This is a genomic window from Pseudomonas sp. S1_G07 (genome assembly GCF_054668565.1).
Genome location: NZ_CP162778.1, coordinates 206871 through 221773, shown reverse-complemented (window position 1 = coordinate 221773; position 14903 = coordinate 206871). Strand labels below are relative to the sequence as shown.

The window sequence follows — 14903 nt, the reverse complement described above, 5'->3', positions numbered from 1 at the left end:
CAATCCTTAGCGGGCAATAGGTGTCAGGCGAATCAAGTGGATGCGGCGGCTGTCAGCATTCAGGATGCGGAAGCGATACGCGCCGATTTCGGTGGTCTCGTTACGCTTGGGCAAGTGGCCAAATGCACTCATCACCAACCCGCCCACGGTGTCGAACTCATCGTCGGAGAATTCGCTGTCGAAGAACTCGTTGAAGTTTTCGATAGGCGTCAGCGCCTTGATCAGGAAGTCACCGCTGGGCAGTGGCTTGATGTAGCTGTCTTCTTCGACGTCGTGTTCGTCTTCGATGTCGCCGACGATCTGTTCCAGCACGTCTTCGATGGTCACCAGACCGGCCACGCCGCCGTATTCGTCGATCACAATGGCCATGTGGTTGTGGTTGGCGCGAAATTCACGCAGCAGCACATTCAGGCGCTTGGATTCGGGTACGAAGGTGGCCGGACGCAGCAGGTCCTTGATATTGAAGCTGTCGCCGTTCTCCTTGAGGATCAGCGGCAGCAGGTCCTTGGCCAGCAGGACGCCCATGACGTCGTCATGGCTTTCACCGATGACCGGGTAGCGCGAGTGCGCCGAGTCGATCACGGCCGGAAGAAATTCCCGTGGGGTTTGGGTCGCCTTGATGCTGATCATCTGCGAGCGCGGAACCATGATGTCCCGTACCTGCAGGTCAGCCACCTGAATGGCGCCCTCGACGATGGCCAGCGCTTCGCTGTCCAGCAACTTGTTCTGATGGGCCTCGCGCAGCAGCTCCAGCAGCTCCTGGCGGTTTTTCGGCTCGTGGGCAAAAGCCTGGGTCAGTTTACCCAGCCATGACTTCTGCCCGTTGCTCGATCGGTCTTCGCTCATAGCGATTACTCTAAATCCTTGATTGTTTCAGTTGAGTGTTGATCGGTTTCGTCGTCTGCATACGGGTCGCGGTGACCCAACTCTGCAAGCAACGTTCGTTCCAGTGCTTCCATTTCCTCGGCTTCGTCATCGTCTATATGGTCGTAGCCCAAGAGATGCAAGCAGCCGTGGATGACCAGATGAGCCCAATGGGCCTCAAGCGTCTTGCCTTGTTCCCGTGCTTCACGCTCGACGACTTCGACGCAGATCACCAAGTCACCCAGCAACGGGATATCCAGCAGTTCATCGGGTACGTCGGCGGGGAAGGACAGCACGTTGGTCGCGTAATCCTTTTGGCGCCAGGTGTGGTTCAGTTCACGGCCCTCGGGTTCGTCCACCAGGCGGATGGTCAGTTCCGAGTCGGCGCTGCGCTGGCGCAGGGCCAGTTCGCACCATTGGCGGAACTTGGCTTCGCTGGGGGCGGCTGCGTCGGTGGCCAGTTGCAGGTCAAGCTCAAGCATCGTGGCGGACGTCCCTGGCCGGTGCATCATCGCGATGTTCGAAGCGCTCGTAGGCCTCGACGATGCGTTGCACCAACGGGTGGCGTACCACGTCCTTGGGCATGAAGTGGGTGAAGCTGATCCCCGGTACATCCTTGAGCACTTCGATCACCTGGCCCAGGCCCGACTTGGTGCCCTTGGGCAGGTCGACCTGGGTGATGTCGCCGGTGATCACGGCGGTGGAGCCGAAACCGATACGGGTCAGGAACATCTTCATCTGTTCGACGGTCGTGTTCTGGCTTTCATCGAGAATGATGAAGCTGTTGTTCAGCGTACGGCCGCGCATGTAGGCCAGCGGGGCGATCTCGATCACCTGGCGTTCGATCAGCTTGGCCACGTATTCGAAGCCGAGCATCTCGTACAGCGCGTCGTAGAGCGGGCGCAGGTACGGGTCGATCTTCTGGGCCAGGTCGCCGGGCAGGAAGCCGAGCTTCTCGCCGGCCTCGACCGCCGGGCGCACCAGCAGGATGCGGCGTACTTGCTCGCGCTCCAGGGCGTCAACCGCGCAGGCCACGGCCAGGTAGGTCTTGCCGGTACCGGCGGGGCCGATGCCGAAGTTGATGTCGTTGCCGAGGATTTCCTTGACGTAGCGCTGCTGATTCAAGCCACGCGGGCGAATCATGCCTTTTTTGGTGCGCAGGGCCACGCTGGCTTCGGCGACCGGGTTGTTGGCCAGGTCTTCCACGGCGGACTCCTGCAGGTACAGGTGCACCGTTTCCGGCGACAGCTCGCTGCCCTTGGTCTCGCGGTAGAGGCGACGCAGCAGGTTTTCCGCAGATGTGGTGTGTTGGGGTTCACCAATAAGCTCGAACTGATTGCCGCGATTGCGGATCTCGATGCTCAGGCGTTGTTCGATCAGGCGCAGGTGCTCGTCGAACTGTCCGCACAAATTGGCGAAACGGCGAGCCTCAAACGGCTCGAGGAGAAAACGATGGGGTTCTGCTATGGGTGCGTTCAAGGTTGCTTTTAGCCGCCCTTTGGCTGTTTAAGTGAAATAGAGGATAACGCCAGTGGCGCGGGTACGAAAGCACTTACGTCACCAGAATGTTGCACTGATCTCATGTGGGAGCGGGCTTGCTCCCACATATGATCTTCATCAGGTCGGAAAGATCAGTTGATCAACGAGCCACGCAACGAGTGCGGTTGCGCCGCATCGATGTGCACATCGGCAAACTGGCCGATCAAGGTCGGGTTATCGCAACGGAAGTTGACGATCCGGTTGTTCTCGGTACGGCCCTGCAATTCGCCCGGGTCTTTTTTCGAGTAATCGGTGACCAGGATGCGTTGGGTCGAGCCGACCATTTGTCGGCTGATCTCGAACCCTTGCTGGTTCAGGCGATGCTGCAGTGCGTTCAAGCGTTCCTTTTTCAGCGCTTCCGGCGTTTCGTCCGGCAGGTCGGCGGCCGGTGTGCCTGGGCGCTGGCTGTAGACGAACGAGTAGGAGAAGTCGAAACCGACGTCCTCAATCAGCTTCATGGTCTGCTGGAAGTCTTTCTCGGTCTCGCCGGGGAAGCCGACGATAAAGTCCGAGCTGATGCAGATGCCCGGTACCGCCGCGCGTAATTTTCGCAGTTTGGATTTGTATTCCAGGGCGGTGTGGTTGCGTTTCATCGCCGCGAGGATGCGGTCCGAGCCCGATTGCACCGGCAAGTGCAGGTGCTTGACCAGTTCCGGCACATCGGCGTGGGCCTGGATCAGGCTGTCCGAGAACTCCAACGGGTGCGAGGTGGTGTAGCGAATGCGCTCGATACCGTCCACCGCCGCGACTACGCGGATCAGTTCCGCCAGGTCGGCCAGGCGCCCGTCGTGGGTCTGGCCGCGATAGCCGTTGACGTTCTGGCCCAGCAGGGTCACTTCACGCACACCGTTTTCGGCCAGGTGAATGATTTCCGCCAGCACATCGTCGAACGGCCGGCTGACTTCTTCGCCACGGGTGTAGGGCACCACGCAGAAGGTGCAGTATTTGCTGCAGCCTTCCATCACCGACACATAGGCGCTTGGCCCGTCGATGCGTGGCTCGGGCAGATGGTCGAATTTTTCGATTTCCGGGAACGAGACGTCGACCTGGGGCAGCTTGGTGAGGCGCGCGGCGTCGATCATTTCCGGCAGGCGGTGCAGGGTCTGCGGGCCGAAGACCACGTCGACATAGGGCGCGCGGTCACGGATCGCCGCGCCTTCCTGGCTGGCCACGCAACCGCCGACGGCGATCACCATGTCCGGGTTGGCCAGTTTCAGTTCACGCCAGCGGCCCAGTTGCGAGTACACACGGTCCTGGGCCCGCTCGCGGATCGAGCAGGTATTGAGCAGGATCACGTCGGCATCTTCGGCGCGGGCAGTGACTTCCAGGGCCTGGTGTTCGCCCAGCAGGTCGACCATGCGCGAGCTGTCGTACTCGTTCATCTGGCAACCGTGGGTCTCGATGTAAAGCTTCTTGGCCATGGGAATCGTCAACTGGTGGTAAAGAACCGCGCATTATAGGGGGCATGCCCATTGGTTCCTAGCGCTGTGCATCGGGTGCCATGCTATAGTTCCGGCCCTCTTTTATATCCCCGATGTGTTGTTCGCCCACCATGACCAAACGTGAAGCTCCAATCTACAAGGTGATTTTCCTCAATCAGGGCCAGGTGTTCGAAATGTACGCCAAGCAGATCTATCAGAGCGATCTGTGGGGTTTCCTGGAGGTGGAAGAGTTCGTCTTTGGCGAGCGTACCCAGTTGGTCGTCGACCCGGGCGAAGAAAAGCTCAAGGCTCAATTCGAAGGCGTGGTACGCAGTTTTGTGCCAATGCATTCGATTGTGCGCATCGACGAAGTCGAGCGCCTGGGCACACCGAAGATCAGCGAGGCGCGGGGCGTGAGCAATGTCATGCCGTTCCCCATGCCGATGCCTGAGAAGTAAGGCTCCAGGCCAAGTCGCGCCCTTCGCGAGCAAGCCCGCTCCCACAGTCAACCGCATTCCAAAGTTGGAACCCGGTCAAATGTGGCAGCGGGCTTGCTCGCGAAGGGGCCTTAAAAGGCAACGGAGATTCAGGGCAGGGGCGAGAACGGTGAGCGCCCATCGGCACTCTGCAGTTCCTGCAGGTAGTTGCGGAAGATCTGGCCCAGCACCTGGGTGGCCACTTCCAGCTCATCGCGCTGCATGTGCTCGGCAACTTCGTCGGCGGTGTCCAGCGCATCTTCGGCGCCGTTGACCGCCGCCATTTTCAGCACGATGTACGCCTGGATGTTATTGGCCGGCACGCCTTCGCCTTTGAAAAACATGGTGCCGAGTTGCAATTGCGCCTGGGCATGGCCCTGCAGCGAGGCTTTCTCGAAGTAGCTCAAGGCCTTGTTGAGGTCGCGCTGGGGGTTTTTGCTGTCGTGGAAGTACTCGCCCAACTCATATTGCGCCTGCGCATCCCCGGCATCGGCCTGTTTCTGGCACGCGCTCAAGGCTTCGGCCTGGCTGTCTGCCTGGGTATTGAGGGTGCAACGACCCATCGCTGGGATTAACAACGAGTTGCCGCCTGCTTGTGCATGTGCCAGCAGCGGCTGAAGGAGCAACAGGCAGCCCAGAACCAGGGTGCGGCCGGTGCGTTTCATGGGAATCGACTTACCTCTGACGGGGCACGCGGATCCTCGGAGGGATCCAATAAGCGCGCATTATGAAATAAGCAGGCCCTTGCTTACAAAGTCTTTACTCGTTTTTCTGCTGCTTGGGCAAGTTATCTGCCGAATTGCAGGTGATTTCTCGGAAAAATAAGGAAATTTCTGTAGGCAAAGTAGCAAATCCGGCGCAGCCCGGGGCCGCACCAGATCGTTGCCGGTGTTTATTTCAAGGCGGCGAAGGCGCGTTCGGCGGCATCCAGGGTCAGTTGCAGTTCGGCGTCACCATGGGCGATCGAGGTGAAGCCGGCTTCAAACGCGCTCGGCGCCAGGTACACGCCGCCTTCCAGCATCAAATGGAAGAAGCGCTTGAACAGGTCGGCGTCGCTGCCCATTACGTCGTCAAAAGTGACGATGTCGTCGGCGCCGCTGAAGTACAGGCCGAACATGCCGCCCGCCTGGGTGGTGACAAACGGGATGCCGGCCGCATCGGCACGCTGTTGCAGGCCGTCCAGCAGGCGCGTGGTGTAGTCGGTCAGCTCGGCGTGGAAGCCTGGGCGGCTGATCAGGCGCAGGGTGGTCAGGCCGGCGGCCATGGCCAATGGGTTACCGGACAAGGTGCCAGCCTGATACACCGGGCCCAGCGGCGCGATGTGCTGCATGATCTCGCGCTTGCCGCCGAAGCAGCCCACCGGCATGCCGCCGCCGATGATCTTGCCGAAGGTGCTCAGGTCCGGCGTGACGCCGTAATGCGCCTGGGCACCGCCAAGGGCCACGCGGAAACCGGTCATCACTTCGTCGAAAATCAGCACCACGCCGTGCTTGTCGCACTGCTCGCGCAAGCCTTCGAGAAAGCCCGGCGCCGGCGGTACGCAGTTCATGTTGCCGGCCACCGGTTCGACGATGATGCACGCCACGTCCTGGCCCACTTCATTGAGCATTTGCGCCACGGCGGCGATGTCGTTGAACGGCAGGGTCAGGGTGTGTTTGGCAAATGCCGCCGGCACACCGGCCGAGCTTGGCACGCCCTGGGTCAGCAGGCCGGAGCCGGCTTTTACCAGCAGGCTGTCGGAGTGGCCGTGGTAGCAGCCTTCGAACTTGATGATGCTGTCGCGGCCGGTGAAGCCACGGGCCAGGCGAATCGCACTCATGGTGGCTTCGGTGCCGGAGCTGACCATGCGCACCATCTCCATCGAGGGCACGATCGAACACACAAGATCCGCCATCTCGGTTTCCATGGCGGTCGGGGCACCGTAGGACAAGCCATGCTCCAGTTGCTTGCGCACCGCGTCCAGCACGTCCGGGTGGCTGTGGCCGAGGATCATCGGGCCCCAGGAACCCACGTAATCCACATAGCGCTTGTCATCTTCGTCGGTGACGTAGGCGCCTTCGGCATGCTTGAAGAACAACGGCGTGCCGCCCACGCTCTTGAACGCCCGCACGGGGGAGTTCACCCCACCGGGGATGTGTTTCTGGGCATTGGCAAACAGGGTTTCGGAACGAGACATGGTGGGCTCTCTGAATTCAAGATTTGAGTAAGTCGTTAAATGCACGGGCGCGGCGGGTCACTGCCTGGGTGCTCTCGGCCCCGAACAGCCCGTGCACCACCGCCAGCAGGTCGGCACCGTGGGCCACCAGGGGGGCGGCGTTCTCCAGCGTGATGCCGCCGATCACGCAGATCGGTACGTGCAGGCGCTTGCGGGCGTCGGCGAGCATTTCAACCGTGGCGGCCGGGGCGCCGGGCTTGGTGTTGGAGTTGAAGAAGCGCCCGAAGGCGACGTAGCTGGCGCCTTCCTTCGCGGCCTGCTCGGCCAGTTCGATCTGGCTGTGGCAGGTGGCACCGATGATCGCCTTGGAGCCGAGCAGTGCACGGGCCGGCGTGAGGGGGCCGTCGGTCTGGCCCAGGTGCACGCCGACGCCCAGGCGCGCGGCCAATTCGGCGTCGTCGTTGATGATCAGTCGGGTTTTATAGCGCGAGCACAATTCGTGCAGTTTTTCCGCTTCGCGCAGGCGCCGAGCGTCGTCGCTGCTTTTGTCGCGGTATTGCAGCAGGGTCACGCCACCGTCCAACGCCGCTTCGACGTAGGCGAGGAATTTGCCGGCCAACAGTTGGCTGTCGGTGATGGCGTAAAGGCCACGTAGTTTCATTGGGCAGGCCCCTTGATGTTACGAACAGAAATCCAGCGGCAAACGGCGAGGCACGAACTGGCCCTGGCCGAGTTGTTCGGCATCACGCAGGGTGCGCCAAGTGTAGTTGAGCGCCGATTGCACGGCGCTGACCAGGTCTTCGCCCTGGGCGATCCGCCCGGCCAATGCGCTGGCCAACGTGCAACCCGAACCATGATAGCTGCCGGGCAGGCGCTGGCAGGTAAAGGTCTGGCGCGTTCCGTCGCGGCTGTAGAGGCGGTTATGCACTTGATGCTCGTCGCCATGGCCGCCGGTGATCAACAGGTGCTTGATAAACGGCAGCAGCTTCTCGGCGCATTCATCCGCGGTGCCCTCGGGCAGTTCGGCGAGGATGCGCGCTTCGGGCAGGTTCGGTGTGGCGATCCGCGACAACGGCAACAGCCGTTCGCGCATCGCGTAACCCACTTCGTCCTTGCCCAGGCTGCCGCCGCCGCCGGCACGCAACACCGGGTCGCACACCACCGGCAGGTGCGGGTGCGCCTGCAGCAGCTCGACCACGGTGTCGACCATCGCGGTCGAGCCAAGCATGCCCAGCTTGACCGCCGCTACTTCGGAGTCGCTGAGCACGGCATTGGCCTGGGCCAGTACCCACTCGCCGTCGAGTACGCGGAAATCGCTGACATTGACAGTGTTCTGCACGGTCAGGGCGGTGACGGCCGGAGCCGCATGGCAACCCTGGGCGAGCAGGGCTTCGATATCTGCCTGCAAGCCGGCGCCACCACTGGGATCATGGCCGGAGAGACAGAGGACAACGGGGCGAGAGCTGTAGATATTCATGGTGCGCGAGCTTACCACCAAACGCTTTTTGCGTGGCTGTGGCGCGAGGGTTGAATTTTGCTCAGGGTGCGACACTTTTTTGGCGTTTTGCCCACCTCGAAAATGCCCTGAAAGCCTCGTTCTAGAGCCGTTCAAAAAATCATTTCAATGGTGTCCAATGGCCTGTAGCGGCTATGCTAGAGTGGATCCAAACAACTTAACTGTACCGCCGGTGTACGTCTTCTCAAAAGGAATGGGGGGCTTTTGGCATAACCGGACCGTCCACGCTGGGGCTCTATGCGCTATTTGCTGATTTTATTGTTGTGCGGGCTGCCGCTGCTCGCCAACGCCATCGAGTTCAACCAGGACACCCGCAGCCTGCCACTGGGCCGAGCCCTGCAGGTGCTCGAAGACCCGACCCAGGCCCTCACCATTGCCGATGTCAGCGCCGCTTCCGCCGCCCCCCAGTTCAAGCCCCAGGATAAAGACACCCTCAACGCCGGCTACTCGCGCTCGGTGTTCTGGCTCAAGGTCAACCTGCATTACCTGCCCCAAGACCCCGAGGCCCGACGCACCTGGTTGCTGGAGCTGGCGTACCCGCCCCTGGATCACCTCGATCTGTACCTGCCCGACAACAGTGGCACCTATCACCTGGCCGGACGCACCGGGGATGCTTTGCCCTTTGCGGCCCGTGAGATTCGCCAGAATAACTACCTGTTCAAGCTCGATTTCAGCCCCGGCGAGGCGAAAACCCTGTACCTGCGCCTGCAAAGCGAAGGCTCGATCCAGGCCCCGTTGACGCTCTGGTCCAGCACCGCCTACCTGGAACAACAACCGCTGCGCTTATATATATTGGGCCTGATCTACGGCGTGCTGCTGGGGATGCTGGTGTACAACCTGTTCATCTACCTCAGCGTGCGCGACACCAGCTACCTCTACTACATCTTCTATATTGCCTCGTTCGGCATGTACCAACTGTCGGTCAATGGCGCGGCGGTGGAGTATTTCTGGCCGAACAACCCATGGTGGGCGAACGCCGCGACGCCATTCATGATCGGTGCTTCGGCGCTGTTCGGCAGCCTGTTCGCGCGCAGCTTTTTGCGTACTGCCCAGCACAGTCGCTGGATCAACCGCCTATTGCTGGCACTGGTGGCGTGCGGCGCGGTGGTGATGCTGCTGTCGCTGATGACCAGCTACGCCCTGGCGCTGCGCCTGGCCACGGGGTTGGCGCTGGTCTTTACCGTGAGCATCTTTGTCGCCGCCATCAAGGCCTGGTACTGCGGCCAGCGGGTGGCGCGTTATTTCATCATCGCCTGGTCGGCGTTCCTGCTCGGCGGGGTGGTGAACACCCTGATGGTGCTGGGCTACCTGCCCAATGTATTCCTGACCATGTATGCCAGCCAGATCGGTTCGGCGATTGAAGTGGCGCTGTTGTCCCTGGCGTTGGCCGACCGCATCAATGCGATGCGCGAGCAACAGGCGCAGATCCTTTTCGAGGCCAGCCAGAAGCTCGAAGTGCTGAACCAGCAGTTGGCCCGCAGCAACCGTTTGAAGGATGAATTTCTCGCCACCTTGACCCACGAACTGCGCACCCCCATGAACGGCGTGATCGGCTCCCTTGAGCTGATGCAGACCGTGCCGCTGGACGCCGAGTTGGCCCAGTACCAGCAAACCGCCGCCGGTTCGGCGCGGGACATGATGCGCATGGTCAACGGCATCCTCACCCTTACCGAACTGCAGGCCGGGCGCCTGACGGCCCGGCCCCAGGTGTTCAGCCTGCGCGGCATGCTCGACACCTTGCGCCAGCAATTCACCGCCAGTGCCCAAGGCAAGGGCCTGGCGTTTTCCATCGATGTGGCGGATGAGTTGCCGGACCGCGTGGTGGGCGACGCCGACAAACTGCTGCAGTGCCTGGAGTGCCTGTTGGACAATGCGTTCAAGTTCACTCATGACGGCGCCGTGCGCCTGCGGGTGGTCGGCGTGCCCCACAGCGATGGCGGCGTGCGCGTGAGCTTTATCGTGACTGATACCGGTATTGGCTTTGCTTTCCTCGACGAAGCCACCCTGTACCAGCGGTTCTTCCAGCTCGACGGCTCCACCACCCGTGAATACGGCGGTTTGGGTATCGGCCTGGCGATCTGCCGGCAATTGATCGAGCTGCTGGGCGGGCGTCTCACCCATCATTCCGAGCTGCGCAAGGGCAGCCGTTTCCACTTGGAGGTGAAGGTCAGCGTGCCGCCGCCTGAGCCAAAAGCCGCGCCGGATTACCAGCGCGTGCCCTCGGAGTGCGCGGTGTTGCTGGTGGATGACAACAGCGTCGGTCAGTGGGTGCTGCGCGGCATGTTGCTCAAGCTCGGCTACCGAGTGAAAACCGTGGACAGCGGCCCGAGTGCGTTGGCGGCGTTGCAGGCGCAACCCTTCGATGCCGTGCTGTTGGATATGCCCGAAGGCGGTTTCGCGTTGTGCTGCCAGATCCGCGCGCTGTCGGGCTGCGCCGAGCTGCCGGTGATCGCCGTGAGCACTTCGCTTAATGGGCCCGAACGTGAGCACTGCCATGGCGTCGGGGTCTGCGAACGCCTCGTCAAACCGGTGCGTTTCGAGGCGTTGCAGGCGGTATTGGAACGCCGCGTGTTGCAGCCGCTACAGGGTGAAAGCGCCGGGCATTCGGCGGGTATGTCACTTTTTTAACGCAGATGACGGTGCTTAACTGAGGTTCAGGCCTCAACCTAACGGGGTCTTTTTCCAGGAGGCCCGTCATGAACCTGCATCAGTTTGCCGAAACCCACGACGTCACCAACCAGCCGCCGTCCCTGGACGGTACCAACCTGTACCGGATCGACCTGCCTTTGCAGGAGTGGTCGCGCCGCTTTGGTGGCGGTTGGGCAGAGGCGCGCATCGATGCCTATGGCGCGTTGGCCGGCGGGCCGCTGATGGAGGCCGGGTTCCTGGCGAATCAGAACAAACCCGTGTTCAGCAGCCATGACCGCTACGGCCATCGCATCGACCTGGTGGAGTTTCATCCGGCCTATCACGAGCTGATGCGCACCGCCGTCGAACATGGCTTGCCGTCGCTACCGTGGGCCCATCCGCAATCCGGTGCCCATGTGGCCCGCGCCGCCATGACCTACCTGCACAGTCAGGCCGAAGCCGGCACGGGCTGCCCGCTGACCATGACCTTCGCCTGTGTCCCGGCCCTGCGCCTGCAACCTGATCTGGCGAAGACCTGGCTGCCGAAAATCCTCGCTACCCAATACGACCCGCGTAACGTCGGCATCGCCCACAAGGGCGGAGCCACCATCGGCATGGCCATGACCGAGAAACAGGGCGGCACCGATGTGCGCGCCAACACCACGCGTGCTTACCCGGTGGGGGCCGGAGGGCCAGGGCAGGCGTATGAACTGGTCGGCCACAAGTGGTTCTGTTCGGCGCCGATGTGCGATGCGTTCCTGACCCTGGCGCAGACCGACAAGGGCCTTAGCTGTTTTCTGCTGCCCCGGCACCGCCCGGATGACACGCGCAACCAGTTCTACATCCAACGCCTGAAAAACAAACTCGGCAATTGCTCCAACGCTTCCAGCGAAGTGGAGTTTCGCGGCGCCCTGGCCTGGATGATCGGCGAAGAAGGCCGTGGCGTGCCGACCATCATCGAGATGGTTGCCATGACCCGTTTCGATTGCATGGTCGGCTCCAGCGCCTTGATGCGCCAGGCGCTGACCCAGGCCAGCCATCATTGTGCCCATCGCTCGGTGGGGGGGCGTGTGCTCAGCGAACAACCGTTGATGCAAAACGTGCTGGCCGACCTGGCACTGGAAAGCGAAGCCTCGCTGGCCTTGAGCATGCGCATGGGGCGTGCCCTGGACCGTCAGGAGGATGAGCACGAGGCCAAATTCGCCCGGCTGGTCACGGCCGTGGGCAAGTACTGGATCTGCAAACGGGCACCGGCAATGATCAACGAAGCCGCCGAGTGCATGGGCGGTGCCGGTTATGTGGAAGACAGCATCCTGCCGCGCCTTTACCGTGAGGCACCGGTAAATTCGACGTGGGAAGGTTCCGGCAATGTGCAGTGCCTGGACGTGCTGCGCGCCTTGTCGAAAGAAGCGGGTGTGCTGGAGGCGTTGTTTGTCGAACTCGGAAATGGGCATGGTGACAAGCAACTGGCGCGGCATATCGAACAGCTCAAGTCGGCGTTCATGGATACCCAGGATATTCAGTACCGCGCGCGTCAGCTGACCGAGGCGATCGCACTGGCCTTGCAGGCCAAGTTGTTGCTGGAGGCCGGGAATGCGGCGGTCAGTGACGGGTTTATCGTCAGTCGGTTGGGGGAGTCGTCTGGACGGGCCTACGGTGCCTTGCCCCGTGGCGTGGATGTCGAAGCCATCGTCGCGCGCTCAACACCGCAATCTCACTGAGTGAACACGGTCAAGGTGGGAGCTGGCCAGTCGGCAGTGACATGACTGATCAGGCGCAATCGCAGGCAAGCCAGCTCCCACATCGAGCGCATTCCAATTCCGTTGTTTCGGTGGCGCCGGGATACAGGCAAGATAAAGGCCTGCACGTCAGAACACAGGATGCTTACCGTGACCGAAGCTTTTGTTGTCGTCCAAACTGCCGAAGAGGCCGTGGATCGGCTGGCGGCTCTGCATGAGCGTGCTACCGGCGCGCTCAACCAGGCCCTCAAGCAATACCTCAAGGACCGCGTCGAACCCGACGCCGCACAACGTGCGCTGTTTCGCTACCCGGAACTACGCTTGACCTACCACTGCCATGGCGAAGTCCCACAGACCACGCGGGCGTATGCCAAGGTGCAATTGCCGGGCACCTACAGTGTCACCGTCACCCATCCGGCAGCATTCCGTAAGTATTTGCTCGAGCAACTGGTGCCGTTGATGCACGACTTCACCGTGACGGTGGAAGTGGGCGTCAGCCAGCAGAACATCCCGTACCCGTATGTGGTGGAGCAGGGCGACGAACTGGCCGGCTCCGGCGTGACCGCCGCGACCCTGGCCCGCGTGTTCCCCAGCACCGACTTGTCGGCCGCCACCGATGGCATCGCCGATGGCCTCTACGACTGGGAGAACACCGACCCACTGCCCCTGGCGCTGTTCGACGCGGCGCGTGTGGACTTTTCCCTGCGCCGCCTGGTGCACTACACCGGCAGCGACTGGCGCCATGTGCAGCCGTGGATTTTGCTGACCAACTACCACCGCTATGTTGACCAGTTCATCCTGCATGGCCTGGAGCAACTGCGCAGCGACCCGCGTTTTATCCGCATGGTGCTGCCGGGCAATGTGATCATCGACAAGAGCATGGACCACGGCGAAGCCTCGGCCATTGCCGCCGGCGTGGTGTGGCACCGCTATCAGATGCCGGCCTATCACCTGCAGGCCACCGATGGCCACGGCGTCACTCTGGTGAACATCGGCGTGGGTCCGTCCAACGCCAAGAACATCACCGACCACCTGGCCGTGCTGCGTCCGCATTGCTGGCTGATGATCGGCCACTGTGGCGGCCTGCGCCAGTCCCAGACCATCGGCGACTACGTACTGGCCCACGCCTATATGCGCCGTGACGGAATTCTCGACCGCGTGGTGCCGCCGAATATTCCGATTCCGGCCCTGGCCGAAGTGCAGCTTGCGCTCCAGCAAGCGGCGGCGAATGTCACCGGCGAAAAAGGCGAGGAACTGAAAAAGCGCCTGCGCACCGGCACCGTGTTGACCTACGACGACCGCAATTGGGAACTGCGCTGGGCCCAGGAACGGCCGCTGATCAACCTGTCCCGCGCGGTGGCGGTAGACATGGAAAGCGGCACTATCGCCGCGCAGGGCTACCGTTTGCGCGTGCCATACGGCACCTTGCTGTGTGTCTCGGACAAGCCGTTGCACAGTGAGATCAAGTTGCCGGGTTCGGCCAACGCGTTCTATGAGCGTGCGGTGAGCCAGCACTTGAAGATCGGTATCGAGGCGGTGGACTTATTGCGCACCGAGCTCAATTCGTTGCACTCGCGCAAACTGCGCAGCTTCGACGAACCGCCGTTCCGCTAAGCGGTTGGGATGGTTATTTAACGGTCAGGCCACTAGCATTGTCGGTCCTGACCGTTAGATGTTCCTTTGCCATGTCCCGTCCCACTCGTCCCGCTTCGCGTCGCCCTGGCGTGAAACCTTTGCATTGCGCTACTCGTCGTGTCGCCAAGGCGCCACCGGCCGAGCCGAAACTGATCCTGTTCAACAAGCCTTTTGACGTGCTGACTCAGTTCAGCGACGAAGGCGGGCGCGCCACCCTCAAGGATTTTATCGACATGCCCGGTATCTACCCGGCGGGCCGCCTGGACCGTGACAGTGAAGGTTTGCTGTTGCTGACCAATGATGGCCAGTTGCAAGCGCGCATTGCCGACCCCAAGCACAAACTGGCGAAAACCTACTGGGTGCAAGTGGAAGGCGAACCGACCGAAGAACAGCTGCAACGCCTGCGCGATGGTGTCGAGCTTAACGACGGTAAAACCCTGCCTGCCGAAGCCCGGCAGTTGGATGAGCCTGAGTTATGGCCGCGCAACCCGCCGGTACGCTTTCGCAAAAGCGTGCCTACCCATTGGTTGGAGCTGGTGATTCGGGAAGGGCGTAACCGTCAGGTGCGGCGTATGACAGCGGCCGTGGGGTTGCCCACGTTGCGGCTGGTCCGTGTGCGAATTGGCGATTGGACGCTCGACGGCCTGGATCAAGGCCAGTGGAAGGAAGTACCGGCGCGCTTATAACGCACCGGACTCGATCAGGCCGATCACCACGCTCTTGATGACGAACGCGGCCACGCCCAGCCCCAGCACGAAGAACAGGATGAACGAGCCGAAGCGCCCAGCCTTGGACTTCTTCGCCAGGTCCCAGACGATAAAACCCATGAAGATAATCAGGATGCTGACCAGGCCGGTCATCATCCATTCTTCAAACAGGGCGGGGTCGATATTGTTCACGGGACTATTCCGACAAAGGCAGACGGGAAGT

General features: G+C 61.7%; 14 protein-coding genes. 5 read left to right on the top strand and 9 right to left on the bottom strand.

Annotation, left to right across the window (positions count from 1 at the left end; translation table 11 throughout):
- Positions 1–6: 6 nt before the first annotated feature.
- The 4 genes from AB4O05_RS00975 to miaB form a co-directional block, all read right to left on the bottom strand.
- Complete coding sequence (locus AB4O05_RS00975) at positions 7–846, bottom strand: HlyC/CorC family transporter (RefSeq protein ID WP_010206772.1); 840 nt, start codon at positions 844–846, stop codon at positions 7–9.
- A gap of 5 nt (positions 847–851) precedes the next feature.
- Positions 852–1346, bottom strand: coding sequence for an rRNA maturation RNase YbeY (ybeY, locus tag AB4O05_RS00970; RefSeq protein WP_460133751.1), 495 nt, complete (start codon positions 1344–1346; stop codon positions 852–854).
- Complete coding sequence (locus AB4O05_RS00965) at positions 1339–2343, bottom strand: PhoH family protein (protein ID WP_460133753.1); 1005 nt, start codon at positions 2341–2343, stop codon at positions 1339–1341. Before AB4O05_RS00965 ends, ybeY begins: the two co-directional genes overlap by 8 nt.
- Positions 2344–2495: 152 nt before the next feature.
- Entirely contained in the window at positions 2496–3824 is a 1329-nt protein-coding gene (gene miaB, locus AB4O05_RS00960; RefSeq protein WP_460133754.1) for a tRNA (N6-isopentenyl adenosine(37)-C2)-methylthiotransferase MiaB, read from the bottom strand.
- 131 nt (positions 3825–3955) lie between these two features.
- On the opposite strand from miaB, the gene AB4O05_RS00955 reads away from it, so the two are divergent.
- Entirely contained in the window at positions 3956–4282 is a 327-nt protein-coding gene (locus tag AB4O05_RS00955) for a DUF1820 family protein (protein ID WP_003236992.1), read from the top strand.
- Between the two features lie 128 nt (positions 4283–4410).
- Here the strand turns inward: AB4O05_RS00955 and AB4O05_RS00950 are convergent, their stop codons facing one another.
- From AB4O05_RS00950 to AB4O05_RS00935, 4 genes are all read right to left on the bottom strand, one after another.
- Positions 4411–4965: a tetratricopeptide repeat protein gene (locus AB4O05_RS00950; protein WP_460133756.1), complete on the bottom strand. Its 555-nt coding sequence runs from the start codon at positions 4963–4965 to the stop codon at positions 4411–4413.
- Positions 4966–5192: 227 nt separating this feature from the next.
- Entirely contained in the window at positions 5193–6476 is a 1284-nt protein-coding gene (gene hemL, locus AB4O05_RS00945; RefSeq protein WP_460133757.1) for a glutamate-1-semialdehyde 2,1-aminomutase, read from the bottom strand.
- 16 nt (positions 6477–6492) lie between these two features.
- Positions 6493–7116, bottom strand: coding sequence for a thiamine phosphate synthase (gene thiE, locus AB4O05_RS00940; protein WP_460133758.1), 624 nt, complete (start codon positions 7114–7116; stop codon positions 6493–6495).
- 18 nt (positions 7117–7134) lie between these two features.
- On the bottom strand, positions 7135–7932 hold the full coding sequence (locus tag AB4O05_RS00935; protein WP_460133760.1) for a hydroxymethylpyrimidine/phosphomethylpyrimidine kinase: 798 nt from the start codon (positions 7930–7932) through the stop codon (positions 7135–7137).
- 276 nt (positions 7933–8208) lie between these two features.
- Between AB4O05_RS00935 and AB4O05_RS00930 the strand changes: the two genes are divergently transcribed.
- The 4 genes from AB4O05_RS00930 to AB4O05_RS00915 all read left to right on the top strand — a co-directional run bounded on the left by AB4O05_RS00930 (position 8209) and on the right by AB4O05_RS00915 (position 14659).
- Entirely contained in the window at positions 8209–10599 is a 2391-nt protein-coding gene (locus AB4O05_RS00930; RefSeq protein ID WP_460133762.1) for a hybrid sensor histidine kinase/response regulator, read from the top strand.
- A 68-nt stretch (positions 10600–10667) separates the two neighbouring features.
- Complete coding sequence (locus AB4O05_RS00925; protein ID WP_460133764.1) at positions 10668–12320, top strand: acyl-CoA dehydrogenase family protein; 1653 nt, start codon at positions 10668–10670, stop codon at positions 12318–12320.
- Positions 12321–12479: 159 nt separating this feature from the next.
- Positions 12480–13952, top strand: coding sequence for an AMP nucleosidase (amn, locus tag AB4O05_RS00920; RefSeq protein ID WP_460133765.1), 1473 nt, complete (start codon positions 12480–12482; stop codon positions 13950–13952).
- Between the two features lie 71 nt (positions 13953–14023).
- Positions 14024–14659 carry a pseudouridine synthase gene (locus tag AB4O05_RS00915; RefSeq protein ID WP_460133766.1) on the top strand — a complete coding sequence of 212 codons (636 nt, stop codon included), beginning with the start codon at positions 14024–14026 and terminating at the stop codon, positions 14657–14659.
- Here the strand turns inward: AB4O05_RS00915 and AB4O05_RS00910 are convergent.
- Positions 14654–14863, bottom strand: coding sequence for a DUF2788 domain-containing protein (locus AB4O05_RS00910; protein ID WP_460137717.1), 210 nt, complete (start codon positions 14861–14863; stop codon positions 14654–14656). The genes AB4O05_RS00915 and AB4O05_RS00910 overlap by 6 nt on opposite strands.
- Positions 14864–14903 lie beyond the last annotated feature (40 nt).